This is a genomic window from Gammaproteobacteria bacterium (genome assembly GCA_015709635.1).
Taxonomy (GTDB): domain Bacteria; phylum Pseudomonadota; class Gammaproteobacteria; order Burkholderiales; family Nitrosomonadaceae; genus Nitrosomonas.
The window spans coordinates 1790575-1808833 of sequence record CP054180.1 but is presented as its reverse complement, the minus strand read 5'-3'; the positions used below and the strand labels follow the sequence as shown (position 1 = coordinate 1808833).

Genomic DNA, 18259 nt, shown 5'->3' with positions numbered 1-18259 from the left:
AATGGAAAGCTTTGTTTTATGTGAATGAAAATGGAAAATGCACTGTGGATTCTGTGCTTTTTCGTTGATGGCATAATGCGGGTGCGGTTTACTATTGATACACTTTTTCTGAACGGTAACATTAACTTACAGAGGTGTTAAAAATGAGTGTAACTGGCTACTTGTTAAATTGGGTGATTCTATGAATGATTTGTATCAAAACTTTCAAAAATTTTTTGAAATTGTTGTTGCTGATACAACCGAACTGCTTGAAGAAGCTTATAGAATCCGGTATCAGGTCTTTTGTATCGAGCATAACTTTCTGGATGCTTCACTGTACCCGGATAAACTGGAAAAAGATGATTATGATCATCACTCAAGTCATGTGCTTTTGCGCTATCGGCCTACCGGGGATTTTATCGGTACGGTACGGTTAATTTTGCCCGATGTGTCAAAACCTGAAAAACTATTGCCTGTCGAGTTGTATAGTCAAACCGATCCGGATCTGTGTGATATCAAGTCGCTTCCGCGGCAGCAAACTGCGGAGATTTCGCGTTTTCTGGTGACCAGTCAGTTTGACCGTCGTAAAGACGAACGGCGAAAAGAAGAACGCCGCAAGCAAACAACCGAGACTGACAGCGATCAAAGGGCCGCGCAAGACCGCCGATCGACAGACCGCCGTTCCGGATTGAGTATTGGATTGGTGCTGATGTCCGGTGTTATGCGCATGTCTGTTAAATATAATATCAGGCACTGGTTATCCGTTGCCGAGCCTGCATTGAACAAACTGATGGGTTTTTATGGTTTGAATTTTAATCCCATCGGTCCGCCAGTAAATTATCATGGCATGCGCCGGCCTTATTACGTCAAGGTAGAGGATGCGCTGGAAAAAATGTACAAGGAGCATCATGATGCGTGGGAAGTCGTAACCGATTGCGGTACCTATAACCTCATCCATATCAAAATGTAATGGAATAAATCCGAATCGGGAATCTGCTTCTTGAACTTATTTCATTTCTTTATACGAATCCGATTATCAAAGCGATATTGGTTAAGGGTTAGAGCCAGCTTGTGTGTTGCTCTAACGCTATGTCTTTGCGGTATAGAGAGTGTAGCCAAAGCGGATGATCGCTACGAAATTGTAGCCAACCCGAGCGTTAACGAAAAAATCCTCTCGGCTAATTCGCTGCGTTCTATTTTCAGCATGCGCTTGAAGACCTGGTCTGACGGTACCAAGATCAGAGTTTTTGTATTATCCGATGATGATCAATTGCATCAAATCGTTTCCAAGGAAAAGCTTAACGTTTTTCCGTATCAATTAAGATCTACCTGGGATCGGCTAGTATTCTCAGGCACCGGTCAAGCCCCGATTAAAGTCAACTCAAGCGAAGAAATGCTTGCCAAGATTGCCAGCACGCCGGGAGCGATAGGTTATTTATGGAGAGCCAATATTAATGAAAATGTTAACGTGCTCGAGATTAAGTAACTATTTCATCCGCTCCGCCCGGTGGCTGGTAAGGGGCTGCGCTGTGCTATCGGCTATCGCCGGTGTTTCCGTTCAGGCGCAGCAGCTTGAACAACCGCAAAAGCAATCCGAATCGGCCAAACCGCCGGTCAAATGGGTGCAAGCGAAAGATTTGCCTGTTGAAGCGACGGAAACCGCTAAAACCCAGGAAAAAACCGGTGTCGTGAGTACAGCGCTAAAATGGTTGCGCTCGACCGATCGCCCGGGAGATCTGCAAATTCATGGATTCATCTCGCAGGCTTATCTGGTTACTTCGGATAATGATGTTTTTGGTAACAGCGATAAGGGTGGCAGTTTTGGCTTGACCGAAGCCGGGCTCAACGCTTCGCTGCGGCCACTGCCGAAGCTGCAATTATCGGCGCAAGTGTTGTCGCGCCGTGCGGGTGAGGGAAACACAGGGATGCCGCGGCTCGATTATGGATTCTTGGATTACCGTTTGTATTCCCACGAAGCGAATCAATTTGGCATTCGTGTTGGCAGGATAAAAAATCCGTTCGGCTTTTATAATGAAACCCGGGATGTGGCTTTTACGCGTCCGAGTATCATGCTACCGCAGTCGATTTATTTCGACCGCTCCCGCAATGTTGGACTTTCCAGCGATTCCGTGCAATTTTACGGTGATGCGGCAATATCCAATTGGGGTACGCTGTCGACGCAATTCGGCGTGACGCTGCCGATCGTCAGCAACAAGGAGTGGGAAAGCTCGTTACTGGGTGGCATACAGCCGGGACACATGGAACGGCAAGTATCGTACATAGGCCGCGGGATTTTTGAAACGAACGATAAACGGCTGCGCTTGGGCGTCAGCGGGATATGGTTGAATACAGCCTACGATCCTCAAGGCGCGAGTGATCCACTGGGTTCCGGATCGTTAGAATTTACGCCGGTCTTTTTCTCCGCGCAGTACAACACGGAACGCTGGACGTTAACATCCGAATATGCGATCCGGCCATTTCAATATGATAATAGTTTTAATGGACCATTGAAGGGATTGCACTTTGTTGGTGAAAGCTATTACTTCCAGGGGGAATATCGCTTTACCCCGAAATTAGAAGGTATTTTGCGGTATGATGCGCTATTCACCGATCGATCGGATCGCAATGGGAATCAGTGGGCTGCACTGAGTCCCATGCGCCAAGGTTTGGAGCATACCCGTTTTGCCCGGGATATCACCGTCGGCATACGCTGGAATGTTACGCCGGAATTCATGTTGCGCGCCGAGTATCATCATGTGAATGGAACCGGATGGTTGTCACGGCTGGATAATCCGAACGCTAGAGACACTGTGAAGAATTGGGATCTTTTCGCGATTCAAGCATCCTACCGTTTCTAAGTAAACTGTAACTCCGATGGAAAGTAGCTCCGGAACTAAAATGGGAAAAATATCCATTGCGCCAAACCATAAAGGCCGCAGATTCCGCAGCCTGAGATGGAAGATCTCGCTGAGCAGCAGTATGATTTTGCTGGCAGTCGTGATGCTTTTTTGCTTCATCAGCTACCTGGGTTTGATGGCGAATTTTGACAATCAGCGCGAAGTCGAATACCGGCGTTATTCCAGAGAAGTCACCAGTCTGATCAAGAACACGTCACAGAATTTATACCAGCTGGCTGAGATGATTCCATTTCTGGATGGAATGAAAAATGCCTTGCTGACCAACGATGGCGAGAGTATCAGTAAAGTTTTCGATCCCCATTGGGCATTGCTGCAATTTCACAACGGCATCGAGTTCGTTCATTTTTATAATCCGCAAAATCAATTGAACGCCGGTTGGGACAGTCTGGATATCCAGAACGACGGCAATGCGCTATTGTCGACCTGGGTGAGTCATGTCAATCAATCGGAAAGACCGATCAATCCGTTACTGTGCCGGGAAAGTTGCATTCAGTACATCGTCGCGCCTTTATTGGTGGAAGGAAAGAAAGCCGGTGTCGTGGTGATGGGAATATCATTGGCGGATATGTTTCTGGCGTTCAAACGGATAGCGGGTACCGATATCGGTTTGCTGATCAAGGAACAGAATAATCAGCCGCTGTCGGACGACTTCGATTATTTACGCTGGAATATTCATGTTTCAGCGTTGACCAATAAAGAAAAGAATCTTGAGATTCTGAAAAAAACCTCGCATCTGTATCCGGATATGAGTGCATTGAACGATGGCATTCAGATCCGCTGGCATGAGCAGCATCTGCAAATAAAACTATTCCCGCTCGATTCGTATGAGCCTGATAAAGCGCATCTGATCGTGATTACCGATGTTACCGCCGCGGTGAACAATATTTATGATTCCATTTGGAAAATCGCATTGATCGGTTTACTCGGGCTGATTTTCTCGGAAATATTATTATTTCTGATTTTTACGCGCTTGCTGGCAAAGCTGAGGGATGTTGTTTTTGTCCTGCCGTTGCTGGCCAACGGGCAGTTTGAGAAATTCCGTTTATCATTGGCTGCGAATGACCGCGTGCAACGCTTCAGGGACGAGGTGGATACCCTCTCGGAAGCGGCCGTATCGTTATCGCTGCAACTGGAAAAACTGGAGCAGGAGGTGTCTACGCGAACCCGAATGCTCATCGAGCAAAAAAACGAACTCAGCAAAGAGCGGGATTTTGTCGAGAATCTGCTCGATACCGCGCAGGCTATCGTGCTGACGCAGAATGCCGAGGGTAAGATCATGTCGCTCAATGCCTATGGCGAAATGCTGATCCGCTACACGGAAAGCGAGTTGCAAGGCCGGTCTTTCCTGAGCATCCTGATTCCGGAGTACGAATCGCAGGATTTGCTGGCGCGTTTCAAGGAAATACACGAAGGGCAAAGAATGCAGCTGCGGCATGAAGCGATTACCCATTGCAAGGACGGCACAACGCGGCATGTCGCTTGGCTGCACTCCCATCTCAGCCGTCAGTCGGCGGACGATCCGTCCATTTTGTCGGTGGGGCTGGATGTGACCGAATATAAACGTGTTGAAGGACACTTGGCTTGGCTGGCGGATCATGATCCGTTGACTAATTTGTATAACCGGCGGCGTTTCAGCGAAGAGCTGGAACAGGTGCTGAGCCGCGCGGAGCGCTACCGCCATCCCGGCGCTTTATTGTTTTTTGATCTTGATCGCTTCAAGTACATCAATGACACCAGCGGCCATCAAGCCGGCGATACGCTGCTGAAAATGGTCGCCAGCATGCTGGCTCAGACCATTCGGGCGGATGATATCACCGGCCGCTTGGGCGGCGACGAATTCGCCATCATTTTGCCGGAGATTAACGCCAGCGGTGCCATCGAAGTGGCGAAGAAAGTATTGGATCAATTGGGTCAGGCGCAACTAACCATCAACAACCGCACGCATAAAATTTCAGCCAGTATCGGTATCGCCTTATTTCCGGAGCATGGCGCCAATATTCATGACTTGCTGGCTGCGGCGGATTTGGCGATGTATCAGGCTAAGGCGATGGGGCGCAACGCCTGGTATCTGTTCTCCGATAAAGACCGCAGCCGCGAGCGCATCCATACGCTGGTGTACTGGAAAGAGAAAATCGAGTACTCGCATTTGCATGATAACTTCATATTGTATTTACAGCCGATCATGCATGTAAAAACGAAAGAAATTTCACACTATGAGGTGTTGTTACGGATGCAGGATAAGGACGGCTCGGTACTGTCGCCCGGTGAATTTATCCCGGCTGCCGAGCATACCGGGCTGATTCATGCCATCGATCACATGGTGCTGCGTAAAGCCATCGCGCAAGTGGCCAAAATTTATCAAGCCGGATTTAAAGTCTGTTTTTCGATCAACCTCTCCGCCCACGCGTTTAACGATCCTGAATTATTGCCGATCCTCAAGGAGGAATTGACATCGCAACAGATGGATCCGGCCAGCGTGATGTTCGAAATCACCGAAACGGCGGCGTTGGAAGATTTGCCCGGTGCGCGCGGACTGATGATAGAAATTAAGGAATTGGGTTGCGGTTTTGTGCTGGACGATTTCGGTGTCGGTTTTTCTTCTTTTTATTATTTGCGGGAACTGCCGGTCGATGTCGTCAAAATCGACGGTTCGTTTATCCGCAATTTGTCCGAAAGCAGCGACGATCTGATTCTGGTCAACGCATTGTGCAGCGTGGCCCGCGGTTTCGGTAAGAAAATCACGGCGGAGTTTGTCGAGAGTGTCGAAATATTGTCGTTAATCGAAAAAATGGATATCGATTACGCGCAAGGGTATTACATTGGAAAACCGGCGCCCGCCAGTGAGTTCTTTCTGAAGTAAAGTACCGTGCGCTATTCACCTATATTCCTTCACCATCGTGCCGCGCAGCACGAGTCCATTTGAAACTTCCGCTTCAGTACGCTTTATTTCCCTGAAACGATTGGCTGATTTTTCCGAGCTCCGCTAGTCGTGCCGCTGCCAGGCCGTTGATACTACCTGCCGGATACTCGCCATTGGCACCCGCTTCTCCCGCCGTGAAGCCGGTCAGCAGCGCAATGGCTTGGTCGATATCGGCCACGGCGTAGATGTGAAATTTACCTGCCGCTGCCGCATCGACGACATTCCGGCGCAGCATCAAGTGCTGAACATTGGCGGCGGGAATCAATACGCCCTGATCGCCGGTTAATCCACGCGCATTGCAGATGTCAAAAAAACCTTCGATCTTTTCGTTGACCGCACCGATGGCCTGTACTTGGCCGAGTTGATTGATCGAACCGGTCACCGCCAGCGCTTGGTTGACAGGCGCATCCGCCAGATTGGAAAGCAGCGCGCACAGTTCCGCCAGCGAAGCGCTGTCGCCGTCGATCATGCCGTAGGATTGCTCGAATGCCAGACTGGCGGACAGCGCGAGCGGCTGATTTTTGGCGTAACGGGCGGCGAGAAAGGAAGAAAGGATGAACACACCTTTGGAGTGAATGGCGCCGGACAGTTTGACCTCACGCTCGACATTAATCACATCGCCTTTACCGAAACGCGTGGTAGCGGTAATCCGGGTGGGCTGAGCAAAGGCAAAACCGCCCAATTCGATGACCGAGAGGCCGTTGATCTGCCCTGTTACCGCACCTTGCGTGCTGATCATCAGAATGTCGCGCTGAATCGCTTCGTACAGCCGGTCTCGGATGCGATCCTGGCGGCGGATTTGCGCATCGATCGCTTGTTGGACATCGTTTGCCCGCACGGTGTCGAGGTTGTTTGCACGCGCCCAGTAATCGGCCTCGTGCAGTAGATCGGCGATGCTGCGCATATGCATGGACAGTTTTTTCGAGTCTCCCGTCAGGCGGGCGCTATGGTCGATCACCCGGGCAACCGCGTGCCGGTCGTAAGGCAGCAATCCTTCTTTGCGCGCCAGCGTGGCGATCAGTTGCGCGTACAGAAAATGGTTTTCCGGCGTGCGCTCGATGGTTTCTTCGAAATCCGCGGCGACTTTAAAGAGTTCTTTGAATTCCGGATCGTATTCTTGCAGCAGGTAATAAAATAGCCGCTCGCCGAATAGAATCACTTTAACATCGAGAGGAACTGGTTCCGGTTCAAGCGATACGGTGCTGACCAGGCTGTAAATCTGTCCGAGCGACTCGATATGAATCTTGCGTGCCTGCAGCGCTCGTTTCAAACCTTCCCAGGCAAACGGCTGCATCAGTACTTTACGAATGTCCAGCAGCAAGTAGCCGCCGTTGGCGCGATGCAATGCGCCCGGTTTAATCAATGTGAAATGGGTGACCAGTGCGCCAAACTGGGAAACATGCTCGACTCGTCCGACCAGGTTGCTGTACGTCGGATTATCTTCGCAGACGACCGGCGCACCCGGTGTGTTATGGTTCGAAGTCAGTACATTCACCTGATAATTATTGAATGTCTGGTGCGTGACGACCGACATGCCGGAAATGTTGATGGATTCATCGGGTTTGCGGAAATCATCGACGTGCATCACCATGTCTTGCTGTATGGCGTCGAAATACACGAGTACATCGGGAAGATCGGCATAGAGTGCGCGCAATTCGTCGATTATGTGGGCGGCAGTGGAACGCATAATCTCGTGATTGAGCTGCTTGATGCGCTCGCTGCGTTCGCGGCGGCGTTGCGGCAGGTGGCTGAGTATTTTTTCCAGATGCGCTTGCAATTCGCTGATGTCCGCTTCGATCTGGTCTTTTTTTTCCTGCGGCAGTTTATCGTATTCTTCCGGCGGTACGACTTCGCGGTTATGACTTGGTGCCAGGGCAAATCCTTCCGGCGTGCGCAGCAGAATGATTTCTTTTTTCTCCGCTTCTTCGTCGAGTTCCGTGATTTCACGTTCCTGCCGCTCGCTGTATTCTTGCTGTATCGCGTTGATCCTGTTGCGGTACTCTTCGCTTTCAAACTGCACCGGAATGGCGCTGCGCAGATAATCCACCAGCCGTTCCATATGCAAGCGCAATTCTTCTCCCTTACCGCACGGCAGTTTGAGCGTTTTCGGTTTGTGCGGCTGGGCAAAATTATTCAGATAGCACCAATCCGCCGGCTCCGCTTCCCGGCTTGCCCGGCTTTCAAGAAATTGCTGAACCAAACTGTGCTTGCCCATACCGGACGAGCCGAGTACAAAAAGATTGTAACCCTCGCGGCGGATGTCCGAACCGAAGCGCACCGCATCCATGGCGCGTACTTGGCCGATGATATCCGTCAGATCCGCTAGTTCGGCTGTCGTCCGGAATGTGAATTGCCCGGGATCGCACGCCCGATGAAGTTGCTGCACATCGAGAGGAATGATTGTTGTCATTGTTTTTCTTGAAAGGATTGGATAATAATGAACTGCCCGATGGATTCTTTTCCGGGTGAAGTAGCTGCAAGCCCGCCATGATTTAGCTGTATTGTAATGGATCAAAGCATTCAACCAATAATTCTGGCTGACTTATTTTTCGACACATGGAACCGGCAATGGAGTTTCGTTTGCACACTTGAGCGTAAGTTCTGGTGTGATAAATACCATAGTGAAGCCGGGAGGTCTGTTGAATAATAAGCCGCGCTAATTTGCTGTTTAATTTTTTTGCCTGATGAAAAAGGAGAAGCGGAATGATATTTCTGAGAACAAGCAAAGTTTTTCAAGTCTTTCTGGTGATTTTGGCGATCGGTCATGCCTATCCCGTATGGGCGGATAAAGCATCCGGTGTTTTTACTGCGCAACAGGTTTGTCCGGCCTATGTATCAAAAAATAAATCGACCAATCCGGATGATGCGCAGATTCTGGCAGGTGGGAAATACGATGTCATCGAAGTCATCAAAGCGGATAATCCCGATTGGTACCGGGTGGTTTTGCCCGGTGCGAACCCGAAAGAGCGCTGGGTGAGCGCGGCGTGCGGTCAAGCGCAACTGGACGGCGGCGGGACGGGCAATGGCGGGAATCATGGCGGTAGTTGCAATACCGCCGGTCAAGCGGATAGTTACGTGCTTGCGTTGACGTGGCAACCGGCTTTCTGCGAAGGCAAGCCGGACAAGGCGGAGTGCAAAATTACCGACCCCAAAGTTTATCAGGCCAAGCATTTTACGTTGCACGGCTTATGGCCGAATAAGAAGAGTTGCGGCACAAACTATGGATTTTGCGGTGATATCAAAGGACAGAAAAGCAATTTCTGTGATTACCCGACGGTTCAACTGGATGCCGATTCCACTGCATCACTGGCCGAAGTGATGCCCAGCGTGACGTCGGGCTCCTGTCTGGAACGTCATGAATGGTTCAAACACGGTACTTGTCAGGCGAGTTGGTCGATGGCAGGCTATTTTGATTTGGCGGCGGATCTGGTGCGTCAATTCAACGATGCCGGGGCGGCTTATTTTATGAATCGCCGCATCGGCCAGCAGGTCCGCACGGAAGATTTTGTTACGCGTGTAGTTGCCGTGCTGGGAACCGCCGCTAAAGACAGGATCAAACTGAGTTGCAATCAAGGCATGCTGGTCGAGGTGCAGTTGAATTTATCGGCTGACTTGAAGCCGGGCGATGATCTCGAGAAATTGCTGGTGAATGCGCCGCCGCAAGGCAAATCGAACTGCGGAGATACTTTCCGGGTGGATGCGATCGGTCAGTAATAATTGAAGGTTGCTCAAGTCGATTACGTTCATGAAGGGGGAGGGCCATGAACGTAATCAACGAGCTAACCGGCCTTATACTGGTTTAGAAAGCCTGGAACACCACATCGCTGACCGATAGCGCTGCCGATTGTTGCAGTACGCCGACAAACGTGATGCTGGCGATGTTGTCGACAAAATGCACGACGATATCATCCCCTTGCGTATCAATGCTGGTGATATAGGGAGACAGTTCGGCGAAGTTTGTAAGACCCAGCCTCGTATCGAACGCCACTTTGTCCACGCCCGGAACGAAATCCTGAAAGGTATAAAAACCGACATTGGACAATCCGAAGATATCCGAGCCCGCGCCGCCGGTCATGCTGTCGTTGCCCAATTGTCCGATCAGCGTGTCGTTGCCGTCGTTACCGATCAGCGTATTGCTGGCGCTGTTACCGACCAGTGTATCGTTGCCGGAACCGCCGATGGCATTTTCGATCACCGTGGTTAATCCCAATGACAAATTATCGATCGCCGCCTGATTGTCCGGCGTAAGACCAACCGAACTGAGCGTGCCGGGTGTGGCGGGATTCAGATTGAGATTAACAGCGGTATTCAGCGCCGAGGCATCAAGCGTATCGCTGCCACCATCATCGTAGATGGTCTGCACGCTACGACCGCTGGCGGAAGTGAGTGTGTAAGTGTCGTCGCCGGTGTGTTCGGGTTTGGCATTATAGAGGTAGGCCAAAGCCGCATAATCGTAGGGCGCCAGATTGATCCGCTCGAGGCCCTGGCTCTGCTGGGTATACGACATGATGCTGAATAACTCGGAATCCTCTACGCCGGTTAAAAAAGGTCCATCGTTGGCATTGGTGGATCCGGGATCCGCTGCATTGTAATTACCGGGATGCTTGAGCCCAAGCGTATGCCCGATTTCATGGATCAATGTCGAATAGGCATTGGTACCCGATACCACGTGCGTTGTCTGCGAAACCGCCGCTGCATTGTTGATATACAGATCCCCTGCGGTGTCGCCGGCCAGTTTATCCGGATAATAGGCATAGCCGGATGTCGCAGCTTGCGCATTATTGCCGAAGCGAAGCTGCCCGTACGATGTAGCGGAGTCGCCCACTTCGCGGAAAGTGATGTTGAATTGCGACGACAGCGTAGCCAGGATTTCCCGCACGGCGGTTTTTTGATCATTGGTCATCACGCTGAAGCCATTGCCATCCTGAGCCGGGTCAGCATAAACCGGCAACGCCGACATGAAACTGTATGTCAATGCCACAGTTCCTCCCGGCCCCGCATCCCAGCGGATATCGCTGCCGGCGAGCACAGCGTCAATGCGATAGTCGTCCGTGATACTCGGCATATTATTCTCCTTGCGAAAATTTACTGATGAGCAAACCAATTTTCATAGTTTGCGGATTATAGAACGGTAAACAACGGGTCAATCGCAAAATATCGCGGCTTTATGGCATTCATTTCGAGGTATGGATTAGCACTTAAGTGAAAAGATCTCACCACGGCACTTCCTGTCCATCGAATGCATAAAATTTTCCGGAATCCTGCAGTGTGAGGCTGTTAATCACGCGGCGCATGCCGGTGACGCTTTGTTCGGCGGTGATCAACGCACCGGAGCCGCCCATGTCGGTTTTGACCCAACCGGGGTGCAGCACAACGGCGATGATTTTTTGCGGACTCAGATCGATCGACAGGCTCTTTATTACGATATTGACACCTGCTTTGCTGGAGCGGTAGATATAGCTGCCGCCACCGCGGTTGTCGGCGATGCTGCCCATTTTGCTGGTGATGGTGACGATGGTTTTGAGCTCGCTGCGAGCGATCTGCTTGATAAAGGTTTCACTCATTTTCAGCGGCGCCATGGTGTTGACCTCTAACGCATGCTGCCAGGCGGCATAATCCGTTCTGCCGAAGGTATCGCCGCGAGCCGGCGGATAGACACCGGCATTGTTGATCAGCAAGTCGATTGACTGACCGGATAAAGCGTTGGCGAGTTGTGCGATCTGCTGGTGGTCGGTTACGTCGAGCGCATGAACGGTGATCTGATCGGGATGCTGGCTGGTTAGCCGGTTAAGTGTATCGGCGGTTGCCGGTTTGCGGCAGCAGGCGAGAACGTGCCAGCCATCTGCGGCATATTGCCGCACAAACTCAAGCCCGATACCGCGGTTCGCGCCGGTAATTAATAGTGTTTTCATTTTTTCTCCCGTATTGATTGAGCAAAATTGTTGACTGAAATATGTTGATCAAATGTGGCGAGCCCATGTTAATCATGATCTTATTGATTTCTAAATGGCGCCAGCAGGTTTTAATCCATGATCATGTTTTTCCGGATTTTAACTAAAAAGCGCTGAATAACATGGATAACATTGTGCTATGTAGGTGATTATTAAGACGACATACCCTCTTGACGAAGGTAGTATGTCTGACTACCATAAAGAAAGCAGCATGCATTAGTGCTGTTTTTTTGTCTTTCTTTAACTATTTTAAGGGCTTATTATGTTACAGATTAAAAAGACGTTATTAGGTGGTATTGCACCGGTATTGTTATCGCTAGTACTGGCAAGCCCAGTAATTGCTTCCGATGGACATCATGCACACGGAAAAGATCATAATTTTGCCGCCTTTAACAAAGATAATATATTGCTGACGCCGAGAGGTTATCGCGAATGGGTTTTTATCGGCGCGCCTGTTACCCCTAACGATATGAATGACGGTAAAGCGGTATTCCCAGAATTTCACAATGTATATATCGATCCAACCAGTTGGAATCACTGGAAAAAAACCGGTGAATTCCGTGATGGAACGATTATTGTCAAAGAATTGGTCAGTGTAGGATCAAAATCGGCACCTAGCGGAAATGGCTATTTCGCCGGAGAGTTCAATGGAATCGCTGCGATAGTGAAAGATTCCAAGCGTTTTGCGAACAGACCGGGTAACTGGGCGTTCTTCGGTTTCGCATCATATGAAGCCAAAGAAGGTGCAATACAGGCTGACGAAGCTTGCGCAGCTTGCCATAAAGAAAATGCCGCGCAAGACATGGTGTTTACCCAGTACTATCCGGTATTACGTGCAGCTAAACCTAAGAAATAATTAAAACGGCGGCAACCGATCGCCACGCAATATTTCTGAAAATAAGGCAATTTGATTCATAGTGCTCGGCACGGGTCAAATTGCCTTTTTACTGATGATCAGTCGGTTCTTCTCAAACATTATTTTTCCATTCCCGCAGTACCGAAAAAACACTTACTGGATCCGGAAGCGCCATTGCCACACGCTGTCGCGCGCAATCGATAACGGCTTGTTGATCGCAGCGGAGAAAAGGATTCACTGCTTTCTCGAGGTGTATTGTCGTCGGGAGCGTCGGTAGGTTTTGCTGGCGTAATTGCCGTGCGGTAATTTCCAGTTCGATCAGTTCCCGGTTTTCCGGATCGACTTTTCTGGCAAACCGAATGTTGCTGAGGGTGTATTCATGGGTGCAGTACACACGCGTATCGTCCGGTAATTGGCATAGCTTTTGTAAAGACTGATACATTTGCACCGCATTGCCTTCGAAAATTCGCCCGCAACCGCAAGAAAAAAGTGTATCGCCGCAAAATACCATCGCGAACGGTTTGGATCCATAATAAGCAATGTGTCCCCGGGTATGCCCGGGAATATCCAGTACTGAAAGCGTGAGTGCGATTTCCGCCAATTTGATTTGATCATTTTCCCGTTGCGGATGCGTAACTTCCTTGATCGGTTCGTTGCCGGGACCGTACACCGGAACATTGAATAGTTGCGTTAATTCCGTTATGCCACCGGTATGGTCGCTATGGTGATGGGTGATAAGAATTGCACAGAGTTGCAATTTTTCCGACTGCAGATAATCTATTACCGGAGATGCTGTACCCGGGTCGATTACGGCGGCATAATCCCGGTTGTGAATTACCCATATATAATTGTCGCGGAAAGCGGGAAGGGGGTATATGTTCAGCATGATATTTCCATGTTTAAAATTGTAACAACGTCGGCTTTATAATCGAATCAATCCAGTAGTATAAATGCAAGAAAGCTATCAATGACAACTGTGCAAAATGTTCAGCAATGGTTTGAATCTTCTCTTGGTCAATATCTGATTGAACATGAGCAGCGTTATTTTGATCACGTTGTGGCGAACATTTTTGGCTACAATGCGGTGCAAATCGGCTGGCCGCAATTTAATTTTCTGCGCTTGAACAGGATGCCGCTTCACTTTTCCGTGGGACTTGAAGCGCAAGTTTCGTTGCGTGCTACAGCCAGTTTTCTTCCGATTCAGAGCAATAGCGTCGATCTTGTAATCCTGCCGCATACTTTAGAGTTTAATACCAATCCGCATCAAATTTTGCGGGAAGTGCACCGGGTTTTGATTGCGGAAGGTCATATTGTGATATCCGGCTTTAATCCGCTCAGTTTGTGGGGAGCCTGCCATTATCTGAAATCAACACGACGGGAGTTTCCGTGGAATGGCCATTTTATGACGCTATCGCGACTTAAAGATTGGTTGAAGCTACTGGACTTTGAAATGGCTGGCGGCCGGCTATGCTGCTATGTGCCGCCATTTGAACAGGAAAAATGGCGCAGACGGTTCAGCTTTATGGAAGCAGCGGGGGATCGCTGGTGGCCGATTTCCGGAGGCGTGTATTTCTTGCACGCAATTAAACATATGCATGGCATGCGCATTATCAAACCGGATTGGAGAAATTGCCCGGATACCAAAAAGAAAATGGTACCTGTCGCGCAAAGAGTGAATGAAGCCTCAATTGAGGAGCCGACGACAGGGCAACATCAACGGAAAAGCGATTTGAACGGGTGATGAGTACAGAGCATCGCAAAATTGTTGAGATTTATACCGACGGCGCATGCAAAGGAAATCCCGGGATTGGCGGATGGGGTGCCGTACTGAAATATGCCGGTCATGAGCGTGAGATTTTCGGTGGGGAAAAACTGACGACCAACAACCGTATGGAGCTGCTTGCGGCGATACGCGCTTTGGAGTCTTTAAAACGGCCGTGCAAAGTGCATTTATACACTGATTCGCAATACGTTCAAAAAGGCATCAGCGAATGGCTTGCCGCATGGAAGATTCGCAATTGGCGTACTGCGGATAAAAAGCCGGTAAAAAATGAAGACTTATGGAGATTGCTCGATCAGTTAACGCAGCATCATGAAATAGAGTGGTGCTGGGTGCGCGGGCATGCCGGACATGTTGATAACGAGCGTGCCGATCAACTGGCCAATCGCGGTGTTGTCATGATGAATTCTGAAGAACTGCCGCAAGATCCGGGAGCCTGACATGCGTCAAATTGTGCTGGATACCGAAACGACCGGGCTGGAGCATAAGCTCGGCCATCGCCTTGTTGAAATAGCGGCGGTCGAGCTATGCAATCGGCAATTGACCGGTAATCACGTTCATTATTATCTCAATCCTGATCGTGATAGCGATGAGGGAGCTTTGCAAGTACACGGACTAACGGCGGAGTTTCTTCGGGATAAGCCGAGATTTCACGAGATTTCCAAGGAGCTCCTGAATTTTATTCATGATGCGGAACTGATTATCCATAACGCTCCATTCGACGTCGGCTTTCTCAATCATGAATTAAGTTTAATCAAACTCAAAACGCTGGATAGTTATTGCGCTTCGATAACGGATACTTTAAAGCTCGCGAAGGAATTTCATCCGGGTAAACGGAATAACCTCGATGCGTTATGCGAGCGTTACAGCATCGACAACTCTAAGCGCACACTGCATGGCGCGTTATTGGATGCCGAGCTATTAGCCGAAGTTTATCTTGCGATGACGCGCGGCCAGGAAAGCTTGCTTATCGAATTGGAATACGCTGAACCCATTCAGCAGGTGATAGCAAATATTGATAGCCGCGATTTAAAAGTCATCGCGGCAACCGATGAGGAATTCGCGCAGCATTTAGCGGTGCTGGAAAATATTGCACGTGAAAGTAACAATCGATGCTTGTGGAAAAAGCTTGAACCCAACAATGATAAAATCACAGAATCTTCGGAGCCGAGGAATTAACCAGCGGTTTAACTCGGAGTCAGGATTTTCACCGCAATGTATACAAAAAAGCTAGAGTTTTACCGGTTATAACGGGAAAAACTCTAGCGGGATTGGTAATTTCCAGAATGAATTGGGGAGCTGAATTTTTTAACTAAAACCCAAGACTGGCGAGTAAGTCATCGACTTGATCTTGGTTACATACTACGTCATTACATTTTTCAGGATTAGTGACAGGACCATTCATGAGTCCTTCATCTGCAGCGGCAATTTTCTTGGTTGGGACATTTGCGAGGAGTAGATCAATTAGATCTTTTTCCAGACTTTGCACCATGTGCGTGATTTTCTTGATGACTTGACCGGTGAGATCCTGGAAGTCTTGTGCCATCATAATTTCCATCAGTTGTGCGTTGGTTGCATTGGTTTGCTCCGGAACCTTATCCAGGTACTGCAGTGTGTCGATCAATAAGGTTTTAAATTTTTCTGTGTCCGGATTGGTTTGATGGATTTCAAATGCTTGTTTCCACTGTTCTGACAAATGGATAGCATCGGCCGAGAGCTTATCTTGAATCGGCATGGCAATTTCAGTTGCATTGAGCGTGCGTTCAGCCGCTTGCTCGGTTTTGGTTGCAACGTAAGATAATTTGTCTTGGGCTTCGGGCACTTCAGCTGCAATTGCTTCCAAGCGTCTGTCGTAGCCGAGCTCACGTAAACTGTCGTGCAAGTTTCTGGTTAATTGACCAATCTGATCAATAACTTTCTTATCGGTTGCAGTTAATTCATTTTCTTCAATATTTTTAGTCTCTACGATTTGCGGCGTATCAGCCAACTTAATAGATTTCTTGGATTTGGTGCCGATTGTTTCTTGAGAAGCATCCTCGGTTTTTGCTTTCATAAGACGTTTTGTACTCATTTTGAACTCATCAAGTTGTTATGAAAAGAAATTTCATGCTTTCACAGCTATTTTGGCTTCCATATTCTGGAAGATCTTATTTAGTTTTTCTTCCAGGACAGCAGCAGTGAACGGCTTGACGATATAACCGCTTGCTCCGGCTTGAGCTGCAGCGACAATATTTTCTTTTTTGGCCTCGGCTGTAACCATGAGTACAGGAATATTTTTTAATGCATCGTTGGCGCGTACATTCTGCAGCATGGTTAATCCGTCCATATTCGGCATATTCCAATCGGATACGATAAAATCGAAATTGCCATCTTGCAGTTTACGCAAAGCTACTGCACCATCCTCAGCCTCATCGACATTGACAAATCCTAGTTCTTTTAGAAGGTTGCGAACGATTCTACGCATGGTAGAAAAATCATCCACTACCAAGAATTTTAAATTTTTGTCAGGCATTCTTTTCTCCGTAAATAACAATGTTTTATGTACTACCAGAATTGCTTTGCTTCTTAATCGCTTGATCAACTCTTGCGTGCTTGATTCTCACTTTGCCGTTGTTTTTACGACAGTCAATCCTGAAAGTTTAGAGAATTCTTTGAATAAGATGGCGAATGTAGCTTCCAGTGAGTTTTGAAGTTTTAAGGAAGCAGGTTTGCTAGGATTACGGAAAGTAAATAGAGATTATTGAGTGGATGGTGGGGCGTGGTTTAGGAATTTTCCCGGAGTACTTGAATCGATTAAACCGGCAGGGAGATGCCGGAAGCCGGGGAGATATGAAATTCTAATTGCAATAATCGTTTTCTTTGAACCATTTAACCGCATCTTCAAGAGCTTCAACAGCAGGCCGGTGCTGATAACCCAATTCCCGCTTCGCTTTTGCGCTGGAGAAAAACATCAGTTTCTTGGCCATATGAATACTGTCAAGCGTTGCACGTGGTTCCGTGCGCGTGAAGGTTGCAGTTTTTTCCATGAGCCACGCCAGTGGAAGCATGATGCTGATCGGTATGCTGATGCGGTTTTTGCGTGTTCCATTGATTTCATCGATGACTTGTAGAATTTGCAGCAATGTCATGTTATCCCCGCCCAGGATGTAACGCTCTCCCGGTTTTCCATGATGAAAAGCCAGTAAGTGGCCTTGCGCAATATCATCGACATGCGCGATATTGAGTCCGGTATTGACATACGCCGGCATGCGGCCCATCAAGGTATCCAGCACGATGCGCCCGGTCGGGGTGGGGCGCACGTCGCCGGGACCGATCGGGGTGGAAGGATTGACAATCACCAATGGCAAACGGTGATCATCGGTTAATTGTTTGACTAATTGCTCAGCTTGGTACTTGGAGCGCTTGTAGTGCCCCAAAATGCGTGCAAAATCCGATGGTGTTTCCTCGTCGGCAGGTGAGCCGTCGATATTCAATCCGAGTGTCGCTACGCTGCTGGTATATACAATGCGTTGAATACCACCTTCATGGGCGGCCAAGATCAGGTCACGCGTGCCATTAACGTTGATTTCATACATGATCGTGGGATCCGGAACCCAGAGCCGATAATCGGCGGCAACATGAAATAGATTATCGCAACCGCGAACTGCATTCTTGAGTGATTGATGACTACGTAAATCACCTTCGAAGACTTCAACAGAAAAATTTTCAAGGTTGCGCCGGTCGCTATGCGGTCTGACCAAAACGCGAACTTCATGTCCGGCCGCAAGCAGGCACCGCATAACCGCGGAACCCAGAAATCCTGTTGCGCCTGTGACCAATGATTTTGTCATGCGTTAAGTCGAATATGTTTGGGAG

At 48.9% G+C, this 18259-nt stretch carries 16 protein-coding genes; 9 read left to right on the top strand and 7 right to left on the bottom strand.

Annotation, left to right across the window (positions count from 1 at the left end):
- Positions 1-181 precede the first annotated feature (181 nt).
- The 4 genes from HRU78_08515 to HRU78_08500 are packed head-to-tail and all read left to right on the top strand — an operon-like array spanning position 182 to position 5757.
- Positions 182-949 carry a PEP-CTERM/exosortase system-associated acyltransferase gene (locus HRU78_08515; GenBank protein QOJ23692.1) on the top strand — a complete coding sequence of 256 codons (768 nt, stop codon included), beginning with the start codon at positions 182-184 and terminating at the stop codon, positions 947-949.
- 30 nt (positions 950-979) lie between these two features.
- Positions 980-1465: a hypothetical protein gene (locus HRU78_08510; GenBank protein ID QOJ23691.1), complete on the top strand. Its 486-nt coding sequence runs from the start codon at positions 980-982 to the stop codon at positions 1463-1465.
- Positions 1434-2837 carry a hypothetical protein gene (locus tag HRU78_08505; protein QOJ23690.1) on the top strand — a complete coding sequence of 468 codons (1404 nt, stop codon included), beginning with the start codon at positions 1434-1436 and terminating at the stop codon, positions 2835-2837. Before HRU78_08510 ends, HRU78_08505 begins: the two co-directional genes overlap by 32 nt.
- Before the next feature lie 16 nt (positions 2838-2853).
- Positions 2854-5757 (top strand): EAL domain-containing protein, encoded by a 2904-nt coding sequence (locus HRU78_08500; GenBank protein ID QOJ23689.1) that lies wholly within the window; start codon positions 2854-2856, stop codon positions 5755-5757.
- A 73-nt stretch (positions 5758-5830) separates the two neighbouring features.
- Here the strand turns inward: HRU78_08500 and HRU78_08495 are convergent, their stop codons facing one another.
- Positions 5831-8227, bottom strand: a complete 2397-nt coding sequence (locus HRU78_08495) for an AAA family ATPase (protein QOJ23688.1) — start codon at positions 8225-8227, stop codon at positions 5831-5833.
- Positions 8228-8520: 293 nt separating this feature from the next.
- Between HRU78_08495 and HRU78_08490 the strand changes: the two genes are divergently transcribed.
- Positions 8521-9531: a ribonuclease T gene (locus HRU78_08490; GenBank protein ID QOJ23687.1), complete on the top strand. Its 1011-nt coding sequence runs from the start codon at positions 8521-8523 to the stop codon at positions 9529-9531.
- 85 nt (positions 9532-9616) lie between these two features.
- Here HRU78_08490 and HRU78_08485 read toward each other — a convergent pair whose 3' ends face one another.
- The gene (locus HRU78_08485) at positions 9617-10882 is read right to left on the bottom strand and encodes a M10 family metallopeptidase C-terminal domain-containing protein (GenBank protein QOJ23686.1); all 1266 of its coding nucleotides are present in this window, start codon (positions 10880-10882) and stop codon (positions 9617-9619) included.
- Positions 10883-11030: 148 nt separating this feature from the next.
- Complete coding sequence (locus HRU78_08480; protein ID QOJ23685.1) at positions 11031-11729, bottom strand: SDR family oxidoreductase; 699 nt, start codon at positions 11727-11729, stop codon at positions 11031-11033.
- A gap of 301 nt (positions 11730-12030) precedes the next feature.
- Between HRU78_08480 and HRU78_08475 the strand changes: the two genes are divergently transcribed.
- The gene (locus tag HRU78_08475) at positions 12031-12624 is read left to right on the top strand and encodes a cytochrome P460 family protein (protein QOJ23684.1); all 594 of its coding nucleotides are present in this window, start codon (positions 12031-12033) and stop codon (positions 12622-12624) included.
- A gap of 112 nt (positions 12625-12736) precedes the next feature.
- Here HRU78_08475 and gloB read toward each other — a convergent pair whose 3' ends face one another.
- Positions 12737-13510, bottom strand: a complete 774-nt coding sequence (gene gloB, locus HRU78_08470) for a hydroxyacylglutathione hydrolase (GenBank protein QOJ23683.1) — start codon at positions 13508-13510, stop codon at positions 12737-12739.
- Positions 13511-13591: 81 nt separating this feature from the next.
- Between gloB and HRU78_08465 the strand changes: the two genes are divergently transcribed.
- From HRU78_08465 to dnaQ, 3 genes are read left to right on the top strand one after another with little or no spacing between them, the layout of a single operon-like run.
- On the top strand, positions 13592-14365 hold the full coding sequence (locus HRU78_08465) for a methyltransferase domain-containing protein (protein QOJ23682.1): 774 nt from the start codon (positions 13592-13594) through the stop codon (positions 14363-14365).
- Positions 14365-14844: a ribonuclease HI gene (rnhA, locus tag HRU78_08460; GenBank protein QOJ23681.1), complete on the top strand. Its 480-nt coding sequence runs from the start codon at positions 14365-14367 to the stop codon at positions 14842-14844. The genes HRU78_08465 and rnhA overlap by 1 nt, the downstream gene beginning before the upstream one ends.
- A 1-nt stretch (position 14845) precedes the next feature.
- On the top strand, positions 14846-15583 hold the full coding sequence (gene dnaQ, locus HRU78_08455; protein ID QOJ23680.1) for a DNA polymerase III subunit epsilon: 738 nt from the start codon (positions 14846-14848) through the stop codon (positions 15581-15583).
- A 133-nt stretch (positions 15584-15716) separates the two neighbouring features.
- On the opposite strand, the gene cheZ is transcribed toward dnaQ, so the two are convergent.
- The 3 genes from cheZ to HRU78_08440 form a co-directional block, all read right to left on the bottom strand.
- Complete coding sequence (gene cheZ, locus HRU78_08450) at positions 15717-16475, bottom strand: protein phosphatase CheZ (protein ID QOJ23679.1); 759 nt, start codon at positions 16473-16475, stop codon at positions 15717-15719.
- 33 nt (positions 16476-16508) lie between these two features.
- Entirely contained in the window at positions 16509-16916 is a 408-nt protein-coding gene (cheY, locus tag HRU78_08445) for a chemotaxis protein CheY (protein QOJ23678.1), read from the bottom strand.
- A gap of 325 nt (positions 16917-17241) precedes the next feature.
- Positions 17242-18234: an NAD-dependent epimerase/dehydratase family protein gene (locus tag HRU78_08440; protein ID QOJ23677.1), complete on the bottom strand. Its 993-nt coding sequence runs from the start codon at positions 18232-18234 to the stop codon at positions 17242-17244.
- Positions 18235-18259: the final 25 nt, after the last annotated feature.